This is a genomic window from Hymenobacter aquaticus (genome assembly GCF_004765605.1).
GTDB classification, from domain to species: Bacteria; Bacteroidota; Bacteroidia; order Cytophagales; family Hymenobacteraceae; genus Hymenobacter; species Hymenobacter aquaticus.
In genome coordinates, this window is record NZ_SRLC01000001.1 from 2,954,827 (window position 1) to 2,977,415 (window position 22,589).

Here is a 22,589-nt window from a genome sequence, read left to right on the forward strand (position 1 = left end):
TCTTCGCCATTTACATTCGCGCCGGCAGCCGCCCCGCCGGCCGCTTGCGCGCTTCTCCCGGTTTCATCAGGCATGACTACTCTTCAAAAACAACTGGCTTTGCGTTGGTCACAGGTGAGCCGCCTGCTGCTGGCCGCCCTCCTACTGGCCCCGGTGGTAGCCCTGGCCCAGCAGCCCATCCCCGACTACGCCAAGCTGGAACGCTACGCGGCGGCCAACGAGCGGCTGCCGGCCCCGCCGGCGAGTCCGGCCCGGGTGGTCATCATCGGCAACTCCATTACCGAGGGCTGGGTCAAGACCGACTCGGCTTTCTTCCAGGGCAAGCCCTACGGCTACGTCGGGCGGGGCATCAGCGGGCAGCACACGGGCCAGACGCTGCTGCGCTTCCGCCCGGACGTCATCAACCTGCGGCCGGCGGTGGTGGTCATCATCGTGGGCACCAACGACGTGGCCGAGAATGGCGGCCCCTACCTGCCCGAGCGCACGATGGGCAACATCATGAGCATGGTGGAGCTGGCCCAGGCCCACCGCATCCGGGTGGTGCTGGCCTCGGTGCTGCCCGCCGCCGACTTCTGGTGGCGCAAAGGCCTGAACCCGGCCCCCAAAATCGTAGCCCTGAATCAGCGGCTCAAAGCCTACGCCGCCCAGCAGCACCTGGTCTACCTCGACTTCCACACCCCGATGGCCGACGAGCAGCAGGGCCTAAAGAAAGTGTACGGCGAAGACGGCGTGCACCCCAACCTGGCCGGCTACCGCGTGATGGAGCCCTTGCTGAACCAGGCCGTGGCCCAGGCCCTGAAACGAAAATAACCCGCCGGCCCACCGGCGGCGCTTGCCGCTTTTTCTCTCCCTTTCCATTTCTTTCTCATGGCTTTAGTTGCCCCTTCCGCCGTCGGTGCCCCGCCCGCCGCCGACCACGACCAGAATACGCCCAACTACACCCCGGCCCTATCGTCGCTCACGGTGCTGTTCTTCATGATGGGCTTTATCACCTGCCTGAACGACATCCTGATTCCCTACCTCAAGGCTATTTTCGCGCTGAGCTACACCCAGGCCAACCTGATTAACTTCTGCTTTTTCGGGGCCTACTTCGTGATGGGTATTCCGGCCGGGCGGCTGGTGCAGCGCCTGGGCTACAAGGGCGGCATGCTGGTCGGCTTTCTGATTGCGGCCCTGGGCTGCGTGCTGTTTTACCCCGCCGCCGCCAGCCGCAGCTACGGGCTGTTCTTGGCCGCGCTGTTTGTGCTGGCTACCGGCGTGGTGCTGCTGCAAGTGGCCGGCAACCCCTACGTGGCCATTCTGGGGCCGGCCCGCTCGGCCCCGGCCCGCCTCACCCTCACCCAGGCCTTCAACTCGCTGGGTACCACCGTGGCCCCGCTGCTGGGCGCCGCCCTGATTCTGAGTCACCTGCCCGACCTGGAAACCGCCAGCGCCGCCGCCATCGACGTGCGCGCCGTGCAGACGCCCTACCTGGCCATTGCCGCCGTGCTGCTGGTTATCAGCGGGCTGCTGTGGTGGCTGAAGCTGCCCAAAATCGTGCACGCCCCCGACGAAACCGTCGCCCCGGCCGGGCAGCAGGCCTGGCACTACCGCCACCTGGTGCTGGGCATGGTGGGCATTTTTGCCTACGTGGGCGGCGAGGTGGCCATCGGCTCCCACATCGTGAGCTACCTGCACCTGCCCGAGGTCATGAACCTGACGCCCAAGCTGGCCGGCAAAATGGTGGCCTACTACTGGGGCGGGGCCATGGTGGGCCGCTTTATCGGGGCCTACCTCTTGAACAAGTTCAACCCCGGCCGCCTGCTGGCCTTCAACGCGGTAGGCGCGGTCATCCTCCTCCTGATTTCGGTCAGCACCACGGGGGCCACCGCCATGTGGAGCCTGCTGGCCGTGGGCCTGATGAACTCCATCATGTTTGCTACCATTTTCACGATGGCCGTGGCCGGGCTGGGCCGCCACACCGAGCAAGCCTCGGGCCTGCTGAACGTGGCCATCGTGGGCGGAGCCGTGGTGCCGCTGCTGTTCGCCCTGGTTGCCGATGCCAGCACCCTGCAATGGGCCTTCATCCTGCCCGGGCTGTGCTACCTCTACATCGTGTGGTACGGCCTGAAAGGCCACGTGCCCCAGCCCGCCGCGCGGTAAGCCGGGCCAGTAGAATTGTTTCGAACAGAACGTCATGTCGACCAACGGGAGACATCTTGCGTGCAGTAGTAATCAAATTACCATTGCCCGCGAGATGCTTCGACTCCGCTCAGCATGACGTTCTTTTTTTGTCTTGTCAACGCCAGACTCAGCGCCCGAACAGGGCGGCCAGGATGGGCTCGTCCTGGCAATAGACGTCGGCGTAGAATTGCAGGCGGCCCTTGTCGGTAGCCTCGCAGGTGTAGTAGCGAATCTGGATGGGCAGGCCCCGGGCCAGGTCGAAGCGGCACTTGTCGCGCTGGGCGATGCTGCGCTTCACGGCCGGCAAGGCGGCCTGCTGCTTTTCGCGCGCCAGCAGGTAGGTGGCCAGCGCCAGGGGCTTTTCCACCCGCACGCAGCCGTGGCTCAGGGCGCGCCGGGGTCGCAGAAACAGGGAGCGGGCCGGCGTGTCGTGCAGGTACACCGTGTGCTGATTCGGGAAATAAAACACGATGTTGCCCAGCGCGTTGTGCCGCCCGGAAGTTTGCTTGATGGTGTAGGGGAAGTTCGTCGCGTTGTACTTGCTCCAGCGCACGTGCCAGGGATTTACCAGCCGATTACGGTAGTCGTAGAGGCGGTAGTGGTTGTCGTAGAGGAAGCTGGGGTCGTCCTGCAGCTGGGGCAGCATCTCGTTCACGGCAATGCTGTAGGGCACGCGCCAGTCGGGCGCCGTCACAAACACGATAAGCCGGCTGCTGAGCGTGGGCGTGGGCGTTTCGGGCTTGCCCACCACCACCCGGTGCGTCTGCACCACCTTCCCGCCCCGGATGATCTGGAGCCGAAACGCGGGAATATTCACCAAGGCATACTCCGCCGTATCAGCCGCCGCTTCCCAGCGCAGCCGCTCCAGGTTCACGGCTACCCGCCGGAAGTCGGCCTCGTTGCCGCGCGGCAGTTCCAGCGAATCGGGCCGGGCTTGCAGCGTGCGGCTCCAGGCCTGCTGCATCTGCTGGTAGGCGCGGCCGGTGGGCTGCACCCGCAGAAAGGCAGGCGCGAAAGCCGCGGCGGCCAGGGCCTGCTCCAGCGCCTCGGTGGCCTGCTGGGCCGCCGCGCCCTGGAGCGGCACGGCCCGCAGCGTAGCGGCCTCCAGCTGCCCGGAGCGCAGGTGGGCCGCGTAGCGCAGCAGCGCGTCGGTCAGGCGCAGCTCGAAGTTGGCCAGTTGCCGGCCGTGGGCCTCGGCCGACACCCCGACGCGCAACGAGTCGGGCAAGGCCAGCAGGGCGGCACTGGCGTAAGAATCGGGGGAGAGGCCAAACTGCCGGGCCTGGCTCAGCAGGTGCAGCGCCGCGCGGGCGGGAGCATTCCACCCCGAGTCGGGGCGCGTCCAGGCGGGTGCGAAGCTGCGCTGGACGTAAAAGGCCTGCACCACCGGCCCGGCGCGCAGGCCCAGCCGGGCGTAGGTAGCCACCGAGCCCACGGCGGCCGTGTCGAGCAGGGCGCGCAGATACAGCACGGCCGTCGAGCCGCGGCGGGCGGCAGCACCTGGCTTCTTGCCGCCTCCCGTGGCGGCCATAGGCCAGCAGGAAAGCGCGCAGCTGACAAGAAGGAGCCATACAAAGGCAGGCCGCACACTGCTTCTTATCTGTTCCATGACGAGGCAGGCAAGAAGGGTGAGAAAAAGCCGGGCGAGTAGTGCTTATAGCATAAAGGCGCGGTATCGACAACACAACCACCCGCCGGAGCCCGGCTGGCAGACCATCTATAAGGTAGCAACTAATTCTTTGATAACCAACGATTGTCTCAGCCGTTGCCGCCCGGGCTGCGCCGCCCGCCGCCGTTCTGCTTACGCCCGGCCCCGGGCGGCCCTCAGCGCGGCTCCTGGGCCACAATGCGGGCCGTGACCAGCAGCTGCCCCAGGTGGCGCATGGTATGCTCGGCGGCGTGCACCAACAGCCCCAGCACCGTCGACGGCACCTGGGCCCGGCCCACGCCCCGCCCCTCGGTCAGAGTGGCTTCGTCAGTGGCGCGCAGCTGGGCCAGGACCCGCTCTACCTGCGCCGCAAAGGCCTGCCCCAGCTCGGCCGCCGTGCAGTCGGGGTGCGGACTCGTGCCTTCCGCCGCCAGGGCGGCCAGCTGGGCGGGCGTCAGGGCCTCGGCGCGGGCGTAGGTCAGCAGCCGGTCGAGCACGCCGGTGAGGTGCTGCAGGTGGAAGCCCACGGACGCGGCGCCGGCTGGTCGCCGCCAAAGGCCGGCCGCTGGAAAGTCGGTGAGGGCACTGTCGATTTCTTCCCGGGCCTGCACCAGGGCGTGGGCTACGGGCTGCAACAGCGGGGGCACGTCGGGCAGCGGGCCCCGCAGCCAGACTTCCAGGGAGTTGGGAGGATTCATCGGCGTGCTAACTAACAAGCGTACGTACTTGTTGAAATGCCCAAATATTTGCTTATTGCCTGAGCTATTATAGAGCATCATTATATTCTTCACTATCTAGTCCTACGTTTCTTGTGGGCTGGCACTTATCTTACGTTTATGTTACAAGTCTCTCAGCGTGGCCTTGCGATGCCCCTGTCGCCCTACCGGCGGCTCACTCCCTTTGCCGATGCGGCCAAACAGCGGGGCGTGAAAGTCTTCCATCTCAACATCGGCCAGCCCGATATTGAAACCCCGCCGACGATGCTGGCGGCGGTGCAGCAGGCCGATATTCGGGTGTTGGAGTACAGCCCCACGGCCGGCTACCCCAGCTACCGCCGCAAGCTGGCCGACTACTACCGCAACGTGGGTATTTCGGTTACGGCCGACGATATTCTGGTGACGGCGGGCGGCAGCGAGGCTATCTTCTTTGCCCTGATGAGCTGCCTGAACCCCGACGACGAGCTGATTGTGCCCGAGCCCTTCTACGGCGCGTACACGGCGTTTTCGGTGGCTACCGGGGTGCGCATCGTGCCGGTCACTTCCTACCTGTCGGAAGGCTTTGCCCTGCCGCCCATCGAGGAGTTCGAGCAGCGCATTACGTCCCGCACCAAGGCCCTGCTGCTGTGTACGCCCAACAACCCGACCGGCTACGTGTACAGCCGCGCCGAGCTCGAGCAGCTCAAGGACCTGTGCGTGCGCCACGACCTGTACCTGCTCTCCGACGAAGCCTACCGCGAATTTTGCTACGACGGCGACTACGTGAGTGCCATGCACCTGGAAGGCGCCGACGACCACATCGTGGTGCTCGACACGATTTCGAAGCGCTACAGTGCCTGCGGGGCCCGCATCGGGGCTTTCGTGACCAAAAACAAGGCCCTGCAACAGGCCGCCTTCAAATTTGCCCAGATGCGGGTGAGTCCGCCCGGCCTGGCCCAGTTGCTGGCCGAAGCCGCCTCGGAGCTGCCCCTGAACTACTTCGACGTCACCAAGGCCGAGTACCAGGCCCGCCGCGACCTGATGGTGCGCCGCCTGCGGGCCATGCCCGGCGTGGAGTGCCCCGTGCCCGGCGGCGCGTTCTACGTCATGGCCCGCCTGCCCGTGGACAGCTGCGAAACGTTCTGCCAGTGGCTGCTCGACTCGTTTACCTACGACAACCAGACGGTGATGCTCTCGCCGGCCAGCGGCTTCTACGCCACGCCGGGCCTGGGCAAGCAGGAGGTGCGGATGGCCTACGTGCTCAACTGCGACGACCTCGACGTGGCCCTCACCTGCCTGGAGCAGGCCCTGGCCGTGTATCCGGGCCGGGAAGTGCCGGTGGCGGAAGTAGCTTTTGCGTAGCCCCGCCCCGCCCGGTAGCAGACTTCCGCCGAGTGCCAGTATAGAAAGAGAGGGTTGCGCCCGTTATCTTGCGCAACCCTCTCTTTCTGCTTTTCACCACACATTCCCCAATGTACACGCAAACGCCTCCCCTGCCCGACCAGTCCGTCGGGAAAAAGAACTCCTTAGCCCTGCGCCTCTGGCACTGGGGCAGCGCGGCCGTCATTTCGGGCCTGCTGACGACCATCCTGTTCCTGAAGGTCATCATCAAGACCAAGGCCCTGGGGCCGCAGTTCCAGGAGGTGCTGCAGAAACAGGGCGTGGTGATGAGCACCGAGCAGGTGCGCGGCCTGAGCCGCATCGTGTCGCACCACATCTGGGACTGGCACATCTACCTGGGCCTCACCCTGTCGTTTCTGCTGCTGTTCCGGATCGTGCTGGAGTTTTTTCAGACCGGCGGGCAGCGGTTTGCCGCCAAGCTGGCCGTAGCCCGGCAGTATTTCCGCCAGCAGGGCGCCGACCTGAAGGACGCGCGCCATTCGCTGCTGGTGAAGTATTCCTACGTGGTGTTCTACCTGCTGCTGACGGTTATGGTCGGGACCGGGCTGGCGCTGACTTACGCCGACGACGTGGAATTTCTGCACAAGCTGGAGCACGACGTGAAGGAGGTGCACAACGTGACGATGTACTTAATCATTGCCTTCGTGGTGGTCCACATCGTGGGCGTGGTCTGGTCGGAGCTGACCAAGGGCAAAGGCATTGTTTCTGACATGATTAACGGCGGCAAGTAAGCTGCGGCGCCACCCCGCGGGCCGGCCCGCCGGCCAAAATTAAAACCGCTTCTGCTCCGGCAGGGGCGGTTTTATCAGTTTATAATCCGACTTTCAAGGGCGCGTGGGCTTCGGCTCATTCGTTCTTTTCCACCACGCTACTCCCCAATTTCCTTTCTACCCCATGCTCTCCTTCCTTCTCCGATTTTCCGCCGCTTCGGCCCTGTGCACGGGCCTGCTTCTGGGCGCCAGCCACCCCACGCAGGCGCAGTCGGCCGCATCCAACCGCTTTATGGCCGACAGCCTGGACCGCTACATCGAGCGGGGCCTGCGCCAGTGGCAGATTCCGGGCCTGGCCATCGTGGTGGTAAAAAACGGGCAGGTGGTCGTCAGTAAGGGCTACGGGGTGCGGGCCGTGGGCAAGCCCGAGCCCGTGGACGCCAACACGCTGTTCATGATTGCCTCCAACACCAAGCTGTTTACCGGCTCGGCGCTGGCGAAGCTCGAAGACGAGAAGAAACTTTCCCTCAACGACCGGGCCGACAAGTACCTGCCCGGCTTCTGCCTCTACGATTCCATCAGCTCCCAGCTCGTGACCGTGCGCGACCTGATGGGCCACCATTTCGGCACCAAAACCTTCCAGGGCGACTTCACTTTCTGGGACTCCAACCTGAGCCGGGAGCAGGTGGTGCAGCGCATGCGCCTGCTGAAGCCCAGCGGGCAGTTTCGCAAAGACTACGGCTACTGCAACGCCGGCTTCGTGGCCGCCGGCCTGGTGGTGCCGGCCGCCACGGGCGGCACCAGCTGGGACGACTACGTGCGCCAGAGCTTTCTGCAGCCGCTGGGCATGAGCAACACTTACACCGGCACCAGCGGCTACGGGCAGCGCCCCAACATTGCCCTGCCCTACTCCAACACCTTCGGCCCCCTGGCCCAGATGCCCTTCGACAACATCGACAACATCGGGCCCTGCGGCAGCATGGTTTCCAACGTGAACGACCTGGCCAAGTGGCTGCGCTTCCAGCTCGACAGTGGCCGCTACGAGGGCAAGCAGGTAATGAGCTGGGCCGCCCTGCGCAAAACCCGGGACCCCAACACCCTGCTGAACACCCGCAAGTCGACGATGCTGCCCACCCACTACATGACCTACGGGCTGGGGGTTTTCTCGGCCGACTACGCCGGCAGCCAGGTATTCTGGCACACGGGCGGGGCCACCGGCCACGTGAGCAACGTGTGCTTCGTGCCCGAGGAGCAGCTCGGCATTGCCATTCTCACCAACAACGACAACCAGAGCTTCTTCGAGGCCCTGCGCTACCAGATTCTGGACAGCTACCTCGGCGTGCCCTACACCAACCGGAGCGCCGCCTTCCTGAAAGGGGCCCGCGCCGGCGACCAGGAAACCTACGCCGCCGTGGCCCAGCTGCAAAAGCGCGTCAGCCAGAAAAAGAAGGCTCCGCTGGCGCTGGCGGCCTACACCGGGCAGTTTACCCACCCGCTGTTCGGTCCCATCAGCATCAGCCAGAAGGGCAAGCAGCTGCTGGTCAACTTCCCCAACCACCCCAACCTGACGGCCACGCTCGACTACATGGACGGGCAGGAGTTCCGGGCCACCTATTCCAACCCGACCTACGGCATTTTCCCGGCTGTTTTCAAAGTGGAAGGCCAGAAAGTGGCCGGCGTGGAAATGCGCATCAACCCCTTCATCGAGTACGACTCCTACCAGTTCAGCCGCCTCTAGGCCGGTTGTGGCGTGATTTGTGCCCCCGGCTCCGCAGTTCCGGCTTCTTTTTTCCTCTTTCCTTATGCGGCTGCGTTTCTTTCTGTTGACCTTAAGCCTGGGCGCGAGCCTGGCCTTCACGCCGGCCCCGCCTTCCCGGCCGGTAGCGGCCCGCACCGAGCTGAAACTGACCCTGAACGGCCAGCCCGTGGCCGTCGACACGGCTTTTTCGCGCCTGGAAGTCAGCACCGGGGTCAATAAGGTGCTGTCCATTAACCTGGTGCGGGCCGACAGCCCCGACGACCAGGGCCTGACCATCCTCATCGACCAGTTTCCGCTGACCACCGGCCAGTACAAGTTCAAGGAAATCCTGAGCGGGCACGTGCGCGACGCCTCCTACCGCCACGGCACCACCACGGCCTACTCCAACGCCTGCGGCCTCAACGACGGGGTGGTGCAGGTGCTGGCCATCGACGCGCAGCGCCACACCATCCGGGGCACGTTTCGGGCTACGCTCTGCGAGGCGGAGGCCCGGCCCGGCACCAAGCGCCGCCGCTTCCTGCTGGAAGGCTCGTTTCAAAGCGCTTATTCGGTTCAATAAGTCATTTCAATCCTGAAAAAAGGCGTCTGCACGGCTGGGCAGGCGCCTTTTTGCTTGTTGTCAACGCCCGAAACAGCTGGCCCCGGAGCCTGGGCCGGCCCCGGTATGCCCGCCGGGCGAAGCACTTGCTTATCTTGGCTTCGATATGGCAACGCGGCCCGCGGGGGCTGCCTTATTTTCTGGCTTGATGACACGGCAACAACCGGCAGCTAAGCAGTACCTGGGCTGGCTCCTGGGCTTCGTACTCGTCAAAATAGCGGCTCAGTACCTGCTGATTCACCCGGTGTACGAGCTGCACCGCGACGAATTTCTGCACCTCGACCAGGGCAACCACCTGGCCGCCGGCTACGTGTCATTGCCCCCGCTCACGGCCTGGGTGGCACGCCTGATTCAGCTGCTGGGCAACACCGAGGGCTGGGTGCATTTCTTCCCGGCCCTGTTCGGGGCCCTGACGCTGGCCGTGGTGTGGGCTACGGTGCACGAGCTGGGCGGCGGACTGTTTGCCAAAGTGCTGGCCGCCACCAGCCTGCTGCTCTCGGCCGTGCTGCGCCTGAACCTGCTGTTTCAACCCAATTCCTTCGACATCCTGGCCTGGACGGCGGCCTACTACTGCCTGATCCGGATGGTGCGCGACGCGCGCTGGCGCTGGCCGGTGGCGCTGGGCGTGAGCGTGGGGCTGGGCCTGCTCAACAAGTACAACCTGGTGTTCTGGGCGGCCGGCGTGCTGCCGGCCCTGCTGCTCACGCCCCAGCGCCGCCTGCTGGCCCGGCCTGGTATCTACCTGGCGGCCCTGGTGGCGCTGCTGGTGTTTTCGCCCAACCTGCTGTGGCAGGCGCAGCACGGCTGGCCGGTGGTGTGGCACATGCAGGAGCTGCGGCAAAGCCAGCTGGTGCACGTCGAGCGGGCCGACTTTTTCAAGGAGCAGCTGCTGTTTTTCCTGAACAGCCTCGTGGTGCTGGGCGCGGCGGCGGTGGGCTTTTTTCGGTTTGCCCCCCTGCGGCCCTACCGGTTTGTGGGCCTGGCCGTGCTGTTTACCCTTCTGCTTTTCGCGGCCCTGCAAGCCAAGGCCTACTACGCCATTGGCCTCTACCCGGTGCTGCTGGCCGTGGGCGCCGTGTACCTAGAAGACGTGCTGCGCGAGGGCCGCCGGCGGTATCTGCGGCCGGTGCTGCTGGCCGTCGTTGGCGGGCTGTTTCTGCCCATGCTGCGCATTGCCTTCCCGCTGCAAACGCCCGAGCAGATCCGCCAGAACCCCGGCACTTACGAAAAGCTGGGCCTGCTGCGCTGGGAAGACGGCCGGAACCACCCCCTGCCCCAGGACTTTGCCGACATGATCAGCTGGCGCGAAATGGCCGGCTTGGCCCTGCGCGGCTACCAACAGCTCACGCCCGACGAGCAGCAGCATCTCGTCGTTATTGCCGACAACTACGGCGAGGCCGGAGCCCTGAACTTCTACAACCACGGCCGCATGCCCGCCGCCGTGTCGTACAACGCCGACTACGTGTACTGGTTCCCGCGGCTGGAAGGGCTGCGGGCGGTGCTGCTGGTGACGGAAGACGACCTGGCGGCCGACGACGCGGTACACTTCACGTCGAGCCGCCTCATCGGCCGCGTGCAGAACCCGCTGGCCCGGGAGCATGGCACCTTCGTGTATCTGCTGCGGGGCCCCGACGCGGCTATTGTGGCGGAAGTGCGCCAGCAGATACGGACTGAGCAGCGTCGGATGCGCGCACGGTAGTCGAGCCGGTTTCGAGCATCTCCACCACCTGCTCGCGCAGCCGCTTCAACGACTGGTGCGAAAAGCGCCGTTGCAGCATCCGGCCAAACAGCTTGAAGCCCAGCCAGTAAAACGGGTTGCGGATGCGGCCCACCTGCGAAAAGGCGTGGATGTGGAAGATAACCCGGCCCGTCGTCAGGTTTTTGTGAATGGTAAACTCAATCTGCCCCCGCTCGAAGTGGCCTTCCAGGGTGCGGTAGTTGTAGCCCCACACCTGCTCTTGGGTGCCGTCGGGCAAGGTGCGGGTTTCGTCGGTCACGCCGCCGATGCGCACCCCAAACCAGAAAGTAAAAAACAGGAACCGGCCCCGTAGCACCATCGTGCGGTTTTCCAGGGGCGCGTCGGGCACGAAAATCCCGGTGATAAGGTCCGAAGGCGGGAAGGTGTAGTTGCGCAGAATCGTCTGGCCCGCCTGCCAGGAGCCGTGCTCCTGGGGCGGCCCGGGCGGCTCGCCGGGCAGCTCGATTTCGTAGTCGTCGATGCGCCAGCCGTTTTCGGCGGTGTACTCGGCGGTGCGCTCCAGGTCGAAGTTGACCTGGGCCTTGCTGAAGGATTCGAGGCGGGCGCGCTGCACTTCCCAGAGCGGCGGCGCGGGGGTGGCGGTGGGCTTAGGCATGGGCGCGGGCTTCGGCGGAGTCTTTGTCGTGCTCAATGGTTTCGACCTGCACCGGGCCGCGGGCGTGGCCGCCGCTGGCCTCGGCGACCTTCTCACAAAACAGCTCCCAGGTTTGCTGCTGCACCCGCTTGCCCATGCCCAGCGTGTCGTAGGCAAAGGCCACGAGTCCGTCGCGGGAGCGGGCCCAGGAATGAATTTCGAAGCGCAGCGCGCCCTTGTCCAGCGACTCAACGGAAAATTTGATGCGCCCGGCTTCGGGGTGGTCTTCCAGGGTAATCAGCTCGAAGCAGGCCGGGGTAACTTCCGTGACGCGCACCGAGCCGTTCCAGGGGCCCAGGATTTTGATGGAAAACTCGTCGTCCTGCCGCAGCCGGTGGCTCTGGCCTTTCACCTTCTCAAACTCGGCCAGCAGATCGGGCGAATAGTGCTCCACGTTGCACTGAATGGCATCCATCAGCTCCTCGGCCGACAGCGCGGGCTGGTCGATGTCAACAAAGTAGCGCCGCTCAAACAGGGGGCCGGAGCCGGTGCTGGCGGGTTGCTCGGGTTTTTTCATAACTGAAAGGGGCCGCCGAATGGGTGAAGCCGGCCGTGTAGCTCCTAACGCGGGCAGTCGGGCGCGGGTTGGATTTTCGGGTCCCGCCGCGCCCGCGCATTTCCCGCTACTTTTGCAGCTTCCTCACCAGCTTCGCCCCGCCGCATGCGCACTTCCCGGCTTGCCCAGTTTCTGCTCACGACCCGCTTCGTGGTGGCCCTCTACGCCGTCCTGACGGTGCTGATCAGCTTTCAGCACTACTTCAAGGGCACGATCAACAACTACCTTATCTTCGTCAAGCCGTTTTTCAACCTGCTGGAGGGCAAAAACCTCTACCTCGAATACCCCGCCTACTACTACGACACCTACAAGTACAGCCCGGTGTTTGCCCTGTTCATGGGCCTCTTTGCCTGGATGCCCAACTGGCTCGGGCTGCTGCTCTGGAACGTGCTCAACAACACGGTGCTCTACACCGCCGGCCGCCGCCTGTTCCCGGAAGTGCGCCGGCAGCTGCTGTTTCTGCTCCTGATTTTCATCGACGTCATGACGGCCCTGCACAACAGCCAGGCCAACTGCCTGCTGGTGGGCCTGATGCTGTGGACCTACCTGAACCTGGAAAACCGCAAGCCCGTATGGGCCGGCCTGTGCCTGGCCCTGGCCTTCCTGATCAAGATTTACGGCATCGGCATCGGGCTGCTGTTTCTGTTTTACCCCGGCTTCTTCCGCAACAGCTTCTGGGCCGGGCTCTGGATAGTGGTGCTGGGCTTCACGCCGCTGCTGGTCGTGAGCTGGGCCGAGTTTCAGATGATCTACGTGGCCTGGTACGACATCGTGCGGGCCTCGGCCACCGGCGTGCAACTCTCATTGATGGGCGTGCTCGACACCTGGCTGGGCCTGCACGTGTCGAAGGGCGCGGTGCAGCTCACGGGCCTGGTGGCGCTGCTGCTGCCCCTGGGCTATTGGCGCCGCTGGCAGGAAACCCATTACCGCCGCCTCTACGTGGCCTCCATCCTGATTTTCGTGGTGATATTTAACCAGATGGCCGAGTCGCCCACCTTTATTATTCCGGTGGTGGGCTTCGTGTTCTGGTTTCTGCACTACCGCCGCAGCACCCCGCTGGCCTGGCCGCTGTTCGGGCTGGTGGCCTTGTTCACGTCTTTGTCGGCCACCGATATCTACCCCCACTTCATCCGCGACGGGGTTTTCGACGCCTACAAAATCAAGGCCGTGCCCATGATTCTGGCCTGGGCCGTCATTCAGGGCCAGCTGCTGTTTTATCCCCGCTGGCGCGAGCGGCTGGCCGCCGCCGCCGACACCGCCGAGCAGGAAACCCTGGCCGCCGAAGCCGTAGCCCAGTAGCGCGAAAAGACCGTCATGCTGAGCTTGCCGAAGCATCTCTACCGCAGAAGTAATCAAGTTACCATTGCGGTAGAGATGCTTCGGCAAGCTCAGCATGACAGACGCGGGCCAATAATATCAGCACTACTCCCCGCGCATTGCCCCAAGCCCCGCCCCTGCCGTATAGCAGCAGGCGGGGCTTTTTCGTGCGCCAAAACAGTCCGCGCCGCCCGAACGAAAAACTCACTCATTCACTCCTTCACCACCTCACCGTTGTACCGCCCCTACCACCCGCCCGCCGACCCGCAGCTTGTGCGCGAGCTGACCCAGACCCAGCAGGAGCTGCGCACCCACGTGCGCCTGCTGCCCCTCACCCACGAGCCCGAGTTTATTGCCGGCTGCGACTCGTCGTTTCCCACCCCCGAAACCATTCTGTCGGTGTTCGTGGTGCTGCGGTTTCCGTCGCTGGAGCTGGTCGAGAAGGTGTACCATACCGGGCCGGTGGAGGTGCCCTACGTGCCGGGCTTCCTCTCGTTTCGGGAGGCGCCCAACGTGCTGCGGGCCTACGAAAAGTTGAGCCGCAAGCCCGACATCATCATGGTCGACGGGCACGGCATTGCCCACCCGCGCCGCATGGGCATTGCGGCCCACATCGGCGTCATGCTGGATACGCCCACCTTTGGCGTGGCCAAGCAGAAGCTCACCGGCAGCTTCCCCGAGCCAGCCATTACCAGGGGCAGCATCAGCCCCCTCACCGATAAAACCGGCGAGCTGCTGGGCGAGGTTATCCGTTCCAAAGACAAGGTGCTGCCGCTGTTCGTGAGCCCCGGCCACCGCTGCGACCAGGCCACGGCCACCCGCCTCACCCTGGCCTGCCTGCGCGGCTACAAGCTGCCCGAGCCCACCCGCCTGGCCGACCACTGGGCCGAGGAGTTCAAGAAGGAGCTGCGCTAACCCCCAGGCCGCCGCCCCGGGCTATACCAGCGGCGGCCCATCTTCCGGCAGCGGTATTTTATGGTAGTCAGAGCTCCGGAAAACGTCGGAGTACCCACGTAAGATTACTTCTATAGTCCGGAAAACTTCGCGGCACCCAGGTAAGCGTACTTTGATGGTCCGGAAAACTTCGGCATACCCGCGCAAGCTTTCGTGGACACTCCCGAAAACTCCGGGGTACTCACGAAACGTTACTTAGGTACTCCCGAAAACTCCGGGGTACTTACGAAACGTTACTTAGGCACTCCCGAAAACTCCGGGGTACTTACGAAACGTTACCTAGGCACTCCCGAAAACTCCGGGGTACTTACGAAACATTTCCCGGATACTCCAACAAACTTTTCACTACCCACCCTTCTCAGGATGAGCCCCTGTAAGAACGTGGGGGTGCTTTCCACGCTTTTGCGACTTGTTTCTCAACTAAACCATACGCATCCCCCAGAGTCGACAGGCTCCCCCTCTCCTTTTCGGACTCTGCGCATCAAGCAGATGCGGGGCCGGGGGGGTGAGCCGCCCAGCCCTACCCAATAGCCGCGTTTTCAAACGCGCCCCGCAACGCCCGCAGCGAGCGGCCGGCCTCCACGGGCAGATTCAGCAGCCGGGCCACGGCCTCGAACACCGGCCGGGGCGACGCCGCCTCAGCCATAATACCGCGCTCCAGCGGCTGTTGCTGCGACTTCGACAGCTTCCCGCCGTCGGGCCCCGGCAGCAGCGGGTGGTGCACCAGCCGGGTGTGCAGAAACGGAGTAGTAGCGGCTGAGAAGCCCGCCAGCCAGCGCTGGGCGGCCGTGCTGGGCAGCAAATCGACGCCGCGCACAATCAGGGTGACGCCCAGGCGCACGTCGTCGACGATGGAGCCGATCTGGTAGGCCGGCACGCCATCCTTTTTGCGCACCACGAAGTCGCCCAGCTCCCGGGCCAGCTCCAGGGCCAGGGGCCCCAGCCACAAATCGTTGAAGGAAACCAGGGTGCCCGGCGCTACGTGGGCCCGCCAGGCCGCCTGGGGCGTATCCAGGCCCAGGGCTTTGGCCCGGCAGTCGCCGGCATACAGCCCCGTGGGCGACGCAGCCAGAATCTGGGTGCGGGAGCAGGTGCAGGCGTACAGCAGCTCCGGCTGCCGGCCCAGCTCGTCCAGAAACTGCTGGTACTCGCTTAGGCGGTGCAGCTGGGAGAAGTGGCGCTCAAAATCGGCGGGGCCGCTGGGGCCGTGGTCGTAGTCGATACCCAGCCACTCGATGGTGCGGAAGATGTTCTCCAGATACGCCGGCCGCAGCCGGGCCCGGTCCAGGTCGTCGATGCGCAGGTGCAGCACCCCGTAGCTGCGGCGCACGATCAGCCAGGTCAGCACGAAGTTGACGGCGTTGCCCAGGTGCAGATACCCGCTGGGCGTGGGCGCCAGGCGCGACACGACGGGAGATGAATACGGCATAAGCAGAACGATAAAGTAGCGTGAACCGCCGGAAAGAAGCGTACAGGATGGTTACAATATGTTTTTTCTATTATTCCTGCTTATATCCTACTATCTGTATTAAACGCAGGTCGCCGCCATCTGTTTAAGCAGCTCAACGCATCTGGTATGAAACACTTTTTCTCTTTTTGCCTGCTGGTGGTCCTGCTCTGCGGGGTGCCGGCCGCGGCGCAGCAGCTGTACTATCCGCCCCTGGCCGGTACCACCTGGGCCACGGTGTCGCCCCAGTCGCTGGGCTGGTGTGCCCCGGCCCAGGATTCGCTGCTGGCTTTTCTGGGGCGTAAGAATACGAAGTCGTTTCTGATTCTCAAGGACGGCCGCCTGGCCCTGGAGCACTACTTCGGCACCTACACCCAGGACTCGGTGTGGTACTGGGCCTCGGCGGGCAAGTCGCTGACGGCGGTGCTCGTGGGCCTGGCCCAGCAGGAAGGCCTTATGAGCATTGAAGACTCAACGTCGCGCTTTCTGGGCCGGGGCTGGACCACGGCCCCCGCCGCCAAGGAGCGCCTGATCCGGCTGCGCCACCAGCTCACGATGACCACCGGCCTCGACGAGACCCCGCCCCCGCCCTGCGACAACGAAAGCTCCACGCCCGGCTGCCTGCGCTACCGCACCGACGCGGGCACCCGCTGGGCCTACCACACCGGGGCCTACCGCCTGCTACAGGATGAAATTGCCGCCGCCAGCGGCCTGACGGCCAACCAATTTACCAATCAGCGCCTGGGCAGCCGCATCGGCATGGTGGGGCTGTGGTATAACTACGTGTACTACAGTCGGGCCCGCGACATGGCCCGCTTCGGCCTGTTCGTCCTGAGCCGGGGCAGCTGGAACGGCACGGCCATCCTGCGCGACACGGCCTATTTCCGCCGCATGACCACGCCCTCCCAGGCCTTCAACCGCTCCTACGGCTACCTGTGGTGGCTCAACGGGCAGGCCTCCTACATGCTGCCCCAGAGCCAGCTCACGTTGCCCGGCCCCCTGGTGCCCACCGCCCCCACCGACCTGATTGCGGCCCTGGGCAAAAACGACCAGAAAATCTACGTGGTGCCCAGCCTGGGGCTGGTGGTCGTGCGCCAGGGCCAGTCGGCGGAGGCGTCCAAGCTGGCCGTGTCCTCGTTCGATACCGAGCTGTGGCGCTACATCATGCAGCTCTACTGCAAGCCCCTGGCCACTACCGACGGCCCCAGCCCGGTGCTGCTGGAGCTCTACCCTAACCCGGCCGGCCAGCAGCTTACCATTCGACCCTACCGCGCCGGCGCTGACCAGCAGTTGCGCTGCACCGACCTGCTGGGCCGCCAGATGAGCCGGCAGCCGCTGCCCGCCGCCGGCCTTACCCTGCCGGTGGCCGCGTGGCCGGCCGGCACCTACCTGGTGCAGGTGCTCGATGCCCGGGGCGCCGTGCTTAGCAGTCAGCGCGTTAGCAAGCAGCCGTAGGCTACGCCAGCCTCCCACTAAGCTACTTTCCGGCCGAAGCCGCCCGCGTGTTGTCGGCGGCTTCGGCTTTTTTGCGTTGGCTGATGACGTCCCGGTTTTGCACGCCCCAGGCCTGGATAGCCTGAATAACCGGCTCCAACGACTGCCCGCACTCGGTCAGGGTGTATTCCACGGTGGGCGGCACGGTGGCGTAGGCCCGCCGGCTCACGATGCCGTGGGCTTCGAGCAGCTTCAGCTCCTTGATGAGCATGCGGGCCGTAATGCCGGCCACATCCCGCTCCAGCGCCTTGAAGCGCATGGTGCCGTGCAGCAGCAGACTGTGGATAATGGCAAACTTCCACTTGCCTTCCAGCACGTCGAGGGTCTGCCGGAACGGGCAATCCGCAATTATTTTTTCCTGACTTACGGCCATAACCAGCTGATTTACTGCATTAGTTACAGAATGTATATTGATATACACGCGGGTAACTACTAGCAAAAGTATAGTGAAAGAGTGAACTTTCGGCCCTGATATATGTATGTACATTAGTCAGCCACTAACGAATATTTCACCTTCCGACTTCACTTCCCCTTTGGTTATGCAAACCGTCCTTCACACTGCCGACTCCCGCGGCCACGCCAGCCACGGCTGGCTCAATTCCTACCACACCTTCAGCTTCGCCGGCTACTCCAACCCCAGCCGGGTGCATTTCGGGGTGCTGCGCGTGCTCAACGACGACACCGTGGCCGGCGGCATGGGCTTCGGCACCCACCCCCACGACAACATGGAAATCATCAGCATTCCGCTGTCGGGCGACCTGGAGCACAAGGATAACATGGGCAACCACGGCATCATCCGGCGCGGCGACGTGCAGGTGATGAGTGCCGGCACGGGCGTGGCCCACAGCGAGAAAAACCACAATAAGGACCAGGAAGTAAAGTTTCTGCAGATCTGGGTGTTCCCCAACAAGCGCGGCGTGCCGCCCCGCTACGCCCAGCAGAGCTTCCGGGCCGAAGACCGCCACAACCAGTTCCAGCAAGTAATTTCGCCCTCGCCCGACGATGCCGGCGTCTGGATTCACCAGGACGCCTGGTTTAGCCTCGGCGACTTCGACCCGGGCTTCCAGACCGAGTATCAGGTCAAAAAGGCCGGCAACGGCGTGTATGCCTTCGTACTGGAAGGCGAGGTGACCATCAATGGCCAGAAGCTGCACCGCCGCGACGGGCTGGGCATCTGGGACACCGACTCGCTCCGCATTCAGGCCGACAGCCAAACCCAGCTGCTGCTGATGGACGTGCCCATGTCGCTGTAGAATTGCTGATTGCTGATTGTTGGGAGTTGTTCGTTGGGCGTCTGCTGATGGCTTCGGCATGCCCGGGCGCAGCGAGCCACCAACAATCAACTTTAACTCAGGGTTACAGCTCCCAACAATTAACAATCAACTCCCAACATTCAGAATGAAAACTGCCCCCACCACCTACCCCGTGCACGAGCTGATTAAGAACCGCTGGAGCCCCCGTTCCTTCTCGCCCCAGCCCATTGCCCCCGAAACCCTGAGCCAGGTGTTTGAAGCCGCCGCCTGGGCCGCCAGCGCCATGAATGAGCAGCCCTGGCGCTACATCTACGCCCACCGCGCCGACACGGCAGACTTCCAGAAATTGGTCGACATTCTGATGCCCGGCAACCAGCCTTGGGCCAAAAACGCCGCCGTGCTTATCCTGTCCCTGGCCAAAACCCAGTACGACAACGGCACGCCCAACGGCGCTGCCCTCCACGACCTGGGTCTGGCCAACGGCAACCTAATTCTGGAAGCCACGGCCCTGGGCCTGCACGGCCACTTCATGGGCGGCTTCGAGCGGGACAAGGCCAAAGAAGTATTCCAGCTGCCCGACAACCTGCAGCCCGCCGTGATGATTGCGCTGGGCTACCAGGGCGAAGCCGAGCTGCTGGAAGAGCCCTTCCTGAGCCGGGAAAAAGCCCCGCGCCAGCGCAAGAGCGTCGCCGAAATTGCCTTCGAGGGCCAGTTGCCGGAGTAAAGAAAATTGCTGATTGCTGGGAGTTGATTGTTACTCGTTCAACGACAACCAGGCCCAACAATCAACTCCCAACATTCAACAGTTACCTCTATGAACCACCGCATCATCCGGGCCGCCGAGCGGGGCCTCAAGGACATTGGCTGGCTGCAAAGCAACTTCTCGCTGAGCTTCAGCAACTATTACAACCCCGATAGGGCGGGCTTCGGCCTGCTGCGGGTGTTCAACGACGACTTCGTGCAGCCCGGCAACGGCTTCGGCCTGCACGCCCACGCCAACATGGAAATCATTTCGGTGATGCTGGCCGGGCGCATGAATCATATTGACTCGATGGGCTACCGCGAGGAAGTGGCCACCGACTCGGTGCAGATCATGAGTGCCGGCAGCGGCCTGCGCCACGAGGAGCACAACATCGGCGACGACGAGGTCAACTTCCTGCAGATCTGGATTGAGCCCAAGCTGCAAAACGTGACGCCGCGCTACCAGAAACGCAGCTTTCCGGCCGAAAAGCGCCGCAACCAGCTCACCGCCATCGTCAGCAACGAGGAAGGCACGGCCCACGTCTGGATCAACCAGAACGCCAAGCTGAGCCTGGGCTACTTCGATGCTGGGCAAACGGTGAGTTATTCGCTCAACCCGCTCAACAAGTGCGTGTTCGTATTTCTGATGGAGGGCGAGGTGAAAGTAAACGGCCAGCTGCTGAACCAGCGCGACAGTATCGGGCTCTGGGATACCGACTCCGTAATCATTGCCTGCGGCGAGCTAAGCAAGTTTATCGTCATCGAAGCGCCCATCAACCACTAGCCATGCCCACGCTCCGAGGCCAGATCGGCACCGAACCCTACCGCACGCGCATCACCTCCGACGGCGGCCACGAGCTGCTGGCCGACGAGCCCCTGGACGAGGGCGGCCACAACCTGGGCCCCACGCCCGGCGAGCTGCTGGCCGCTTCGCTCAGCGCCTGCACCTGCATTACGGTGCGCATGTACGCCGACCGCAAGCAGTGGCCCCTCACCGGCCTGGAAGCCCACGTCACCTTCGAGCGTACCGCCACCCACGTCGTGCCCCAGCTGCACTGCGAGCTGCACTTGCAGGGCGCGCTGACCGACGAGCAGCGGCAGCGCCTGCTGAAGATTGCCGAGCTGTGCCCCATCCACAAAACCCTCATGGGTGCCGTCCCGATTACGACGCAGCTCGGCTAAAGCCAAGCGCATTTCTGAACCGAAGCATCTCCGCGGTTGCGGCCCCCACTGGGTGCCCCGGCCGCCGAGATGCTTCCGTGTTTTGAGACCAATCGGCTGAGCTGGCGCACGGGCCGGGCGGCTGCGGGTAGCGGCAGAAATAGCGGCTTCGCTTAACTTTTTTAAAGCGTGCGGCAGAGCCGCGGCGCGGCTCCGGTCAGGCCGGCGTTGGCAATACAGAAGGGGCCGTCAGTCGTGGATTGGGGCTCTGGCCGGATGGACAACCATCTTATATAATATTTTATATATCAGATGGTTGCAGCCAAACCACACTGTTAAAAGCTCAACAATAAGCCCGCCGGAAGTCAGCGGCGCCACCCGAGCTTGGCTAAGCTCAACAATACGGCATTGAGCGAATGAAAGCCATAGCGGCCAGCGCGTTAGGATAGAGCCCAGAACAGATATAAGGAACAACAACAACCTTATCTGGCGGCCTCAGGTATATAGCCACACCACCATAGAGAGCAACTGCGCTTTCTCAACCTCTGTTCTATCCTATGAGACTACACCTTACCTCCCCGAAAGCCTTGGTGCTGGGGCTCACGCTGCTAGCCGCCGCTCCGCGGGACGGATTCAGCCAGAACGCCGAGAAAAAAACCGGCCTCAGCCTCTACGGTTCCACGCTGCAGTACCACGGCGACCATGGTTCCGAATGGTTCAACAACGACAAGATTGAGTTCGGCGCGGGTCTGAAGATCGGGCGCTACCTCACGCCGGGCATCGACCTGGGTCTGGACATGAGCTACGGCGAAATGGCCTTCTCGGCCGATCCGCCCAAAAACCGCGCACAGGCTTTCAGCGGCTTCCGTGCCAACGTGGTCAACATCGGTATTCCCGTTACTTTCAAGCTCAACAACGGCTGGGCGTTCAAGGAAGATGCCTTCTTCGCGCCCTACCTGAGCCTGGCGCCCGGCATCTTCTTCGCTAGTACCGACCGGTTTAAAGTAAACGGCGGCACGCCCGACAACCGCGACCTGTACGCCTTCGATATCCACGGGGCCGCCGGTATTCGCCTGAACTTCTCATCGAGCGTGTCGGCCTTCATCCAGACCGGCCAGCACTACATTCTGACCGACCAGATTGACGGCATCACGCTGAAAGGCAACATCAACGACCGGTATTTGCAGCACACCGCCGGCCTGACCTTCAACTTCGGCAAAACCATCGACACCGATGGGGACGGCGTAGGCGACAAAAAGGACAAATGCCCCGGTACGCCGACTGGCGTGGCCGTGGATGCGAACGGCTGCCCCCTCGATGGCGACGGCGACGGTGTTCCGGATTACCAGGATAAGTGCCCCACCGAAAAAGGCCTGGCCACGCTGGAAGGCTGCCCCGACCGTGACGGTGACGGTGTGCGCGACGGCGACGACGCCTGCCCCGATACCCCCGGCAAGGCGGAGCTGAAAGGCTGCCCCGACGCCGACAACGACGGCGTGATTGACTCGGCCGATAAGTGCCCCAACACCCCCGCCGGCGTCGCCGTAGACGCTACCGGCTGCCCCTTGGATAAAGACGGCGACGGTGTACCGGATTATCTGGACCGCTGCCCCAACCGTCCCGGCCCTGCCTCGAACAAAGGCTGCCCCGAAATGAAGGTGGAAGAGAAGAAAAAGCTCCAGGAAGCCACTAAGTACATCCAGTTCGAATTCGACAAGGCCACGCTGAAGCCGATTTCGTTCCCGACCCTGAACGGCCTGGTGCAGATCCTGAACGACTACCCCGACTACTCGCTGGGCATCTCGGCCCACGCCGACAACAAGGGTGATGATGCCTACAACCTGCGTCTGTCGGATGCCCGCGCCGCCTCGGCCCGCACCTACATGCTCAGCAAGGGCATTGCTGCCGACCGTATCGTGTCGCATGGCTACGGCGAAACCAAGCCGATTGCCGACAACGCTACCGAAGCTGGCCGCGCCATCAACCGCCGCGTAGAGTTCGACGTGTACCTGCCCGGCGACCCGAACCCGGCCGAAACCAAGTATGGTGTAGCCCCCGAGATTCCCGCCGCGCCGGTGAAAGCCGCGCCCGTGAAAAAGGCCCCGGTGAAAAAAGCGCCGGTCCGCAAAGCCGCCCCCCGCAGAAAGTAACATCTGCCGCACCTGCCCCCGGGCAGCGTGAGTAACTCAAAAGTGGCCAGCTCCCGTAGCTGGCCACTTTTTTTATGTCCGGACCGCAGCCGGCCAGGTAAAGCGCAGGGCCGCAAGACTAAAAAGAATTGTACTTTTTGCCAGCCGGG

At 63.7% G+C, this 22,589-nt stretch carries 21 protein-coding genes; 15 read left to right on the plus strand and 6 right to left on the minus strand.

Annotated features, from left to right (window positions below; genetic code table 11):
• Positions 1-72 precede the first annotated feature (72 nt).
• Positions 73-810: an SGNH/GDSL hydrolase family protein gene (locus tag E5K00_RS12100; RefSeq protein ID WP_135463472.1), complete on the plus strand. Its 738-nt coding sequence runs from the start codon at positions 73-75 to the stop codon at positions 808-810.
• A gap of 57 nt (positions 811-867) precedes the next feature.
• Complete coding sequence (locus tag E5K00_RS12105) at positions 868-2,142, plus strand: sugar MFS transporter (protein WP_135463473.1); 1,275 nt, start codon at positions 868-870, stop codon at positions 2,140-2,142.
• Positions 2,143-2,290: 148 nt separating this feature from the next.
• Here the strand turns inward: E5K00_RS12105 and E5K00_RS12110 are convergent, their stop codons facing one another.
• Together E5K00_RS12110 and E5K00_RS12115 are read right to left on the minus strand one after the other, a co-directional pair.
• Positions 2,291-3,694, minus strand: coding sequence for a L,D-transpeptidase scaffold domain-containing protein (locus E5K00_RS12110; protein ID WP_167856846.1), 1,404 nt, complete (start codon positions 3,692-3,694; stop codon positions 2,291-2,293).
• A 293-nt stretch (positions 3,695-3,987) separates the two neighbouring features.
• Positions 3,988-4,509, minus strand: a complete 522-nt coding sequence (locus tag E5K00_RS12115; protein ID WP_135463475.1) for a DinB family protein — start codon at positions 4,507-4,509, stop codon at positions 3,988-3,990.
• A gap of 138 nt (positions 4,510-4,647) precedes the next feature.
• On the opposite strand from E5K00_RS12115, the gene E5K00_RS12120 reads away from it, so the two are divergent.
• The 5 genes from E5K00_RS12120 (at position 4,648) to E5K00_RS12140 (ending at position 10,673) form a co-directional block, all read left to right on the plus strand.
• Positions 4,648-5,868, plus strand: coding sequence for a pyridoxal phosphate-dependent aminotransferase (locus E5K00_RS12120; protein ID WP_135463476.1), 1,221 nt, complete (start codon positions 4,648-4,650; stop codon positions 5,866-5,868).
• A gap of 110 nt (positions 5,869-5,978) precedes the next feature.
• Positions 5,979-6,638, plus strand: a complete 660-nt coding sequence (locus E5K00_RS12125; RefSeq protein WP_135463477.1) for a cytochrome b/b6 domain-containing protein — start codon at positions 5,979-5,981, stop codon at positions 6,636-6,638.
• Between the two features lie 163 nt (positions 6,639-6,801).
• A complete protein-coding gene (locus tag E5K00_RS12130; protein WP_135463478.1) occupies positions 6,802-8,355 on the plus strand; it encodes a serine hydrolase in 1,554 nt (517 codons plus the stop codon).
• Between the two features lie 64 nt (positions 8,356-8,419).
• Positions 8,420-8,935 (plus strand): hypothetical protein, encoded by a 516-nt coding sequence (locus E5K00_RS12135; protein WP_135463479.1) that lies wholly within the window; start codon positions 8,420-8,422, stop codon positions 8,933-8,935.
• Between the two features lie 187 nt (positions 8,936-9,122).
• Entirely contained in the window at positions 9,123-10,673 is a 1,551-nt protein-coding gene (locus E5K00_RS12140) for a glycosyltransferase family 39 protein (RefSeq protein WP_167856847.1), read from the plus strand.
• On the opposite strand, the gene E5K00_RS12145 is transcribed toward E5K00_RS12140, so the two are convergent.
• Positions 10,612-11,328 carry a DUF1990 domain-containing protein gene (locus tag E5K00_RS12145; protein ID WP_135463481.1) on the minus strand — a complete coding sequence of 239 codons (717 nt, stop codon included), beginning with the start codon at positions 11,326-11,328 and terminating at the stop codon, positions 10,612-10,614. The two genes, E5K00_RS12140 and E5K00_RS12145, sit on opposite strands and share 62 nt — an antisense overlap.
• Positions 11,321-11,884, minus strand: coding sequence for a DUF1990 family protein (locus tag E5K00_RS12150; RefSeq protein ID WP_135463482.1), 564 nt, complete (start codon positions 11,882-11,884; stop codon positions 11,321-11,323). The genes E5K00_RS12145 and E5K00_RS12150 overlap by 8 nt, the downstream gene beginning before the upstream one ends.
• 144 nt (positions 11,885-12,028) lie before the next feature.
• On the opposite strand from E5K00_RS12150, the gene E5K00_RS12155 reads away from it, so the two are divergent.
• Together E5K00_RS12155 and nfi are read left to right on the plus strand one after the other, a co-directional pair.
• Entirely contained in the window at positions 12,029-13,222 is a 1,194-nt protein-coding gene (locus E5K00_RS12155; RefSeq protein ID WP_135463483.1) for a glycosyltransferase family 87 protein, read from the plus strand.
• 252 nt (positions 13,223-13,474) lie between these two features.
• Complete coding sequence (gene nfi, locus E5K00_RS12160; protein ID WP_245328270.1) at positions 13,475-14,155, plus strand: deoxyribonuclease V; 681 nt, start codon at positions 13,475-13,477, stop codon at positions 14,153-14,155.
• Between the two features lie 559 nt (positions 14,156-14,714).
• Here the strand turns inward: nfi and E5K00_RS12165 are convergent.
• The gene (locus E5K00_RS12165) at positions 14,715-15,623 is read right to left on the minus strand and encodes a glutamate--tRNA ligase family protein (RefSeq protein WP_135463485.1); all 909 of its coding nucleotides are present in this window, start codon (positions 15,621-15,623) and stop codon (positions 14,715-14,717) included.
• Positions 15,624-15,770: 147 nt separating this feature from the next.
• Here E5K00_RS12165 and E5K00_RS12170 point away from each other — a divergent pair, with 147 nt between their 5' ends.
• Positions 15,771-17,096: a serine hydrolase gene (locus tag E5K00_RS12170; protein ID WP_135463486.1), complete on the plus strand. Its 1,326-nt coding sequence runs from the start codon at positions 15,771-15,773 to the stop codon at positions 17,094-17,096.
• A gap of 22 nt (positions 17,097-17,118) precedes the next feature.
• Here the strand turns inward: E5K00_RS12170 and E5K00_RS12175 are convergent, their stop codons facing one another.
• A complete protein-coding gene (locus tag E5K00_RS12175) occupies positions 17,119-17,508 on the minus strand; it encodes a winged helix-turn-helix transcriptional regulator (protein WP_135463487.1) in 390 nt (129 codons plus the stop codon).
• A 166-nt stretch (positions 17,509-17,674) separates the two neighbouring features.
• Here E5K00_RS12175 and E5K00_RS12180 point away from each other — a divergent pair, with 166 nt between their 5' ends.
• The 5 genes from E5K00_RS12180 (at position 17,675) to E5K00_RS23265 (ending at position 22,440) form a co-directional block, all read left to right on the plus strand.
• Complete coding sequence (locus E5K00_RS12180; protein WP_135463488.1) at positions 17,675-18,388, plus strand: pirin family protein; 714 nt, start codon at positions 17,675-17,677, stop codon at positions 18,386-18,388.
• Positions 18,389-18,533: 145 nt separating this feature from the next.
• A complete protein-coding gene (locus tag E5K00_RS12185; RefSeq protein WP_135463489.1) occupies positions 18,534-19,112 on the plus strand; it encodes a nitroreductase family protein in 579 nt (192 codons plus the stop codon).
• Between the two features lie 90 nt (positions 19,113-19,202).
• Positions 19,203-19,913 carry a pirin family protein gene (locus E5K00_RS12190; protein ID WP_135463490.1) on the plus strand — a complete coding sequence of 237 codons (711 nt, stop codon included), beginning with the start codon at positions 19,203-19,205 and terminating at the stop codon, positions 19,911-19,913.
• 2 nt (positions 19,914-19,915) lie between these two features.
• Entirely contained in the window at positions 19,916-20,311 is a 396-nt protein-coding gene (locus tag E5K00_RS12195) for an OsmC family protein (protein WP_135463491.1), read from the plus strand.
• 536 nt (positions 20,312-20,847) lie between these two features.
• Entirely contained in the window at positions 20,848-22,440 is a 1,593-nt protein-coding gene (locus E5K00_RS23265) for an OmpA family protein (RefSeq protein ID WP_135463492.1), read from the plus strand.
• Positions 22,441-22,589 lie beyond the last annotated feature (149 nt).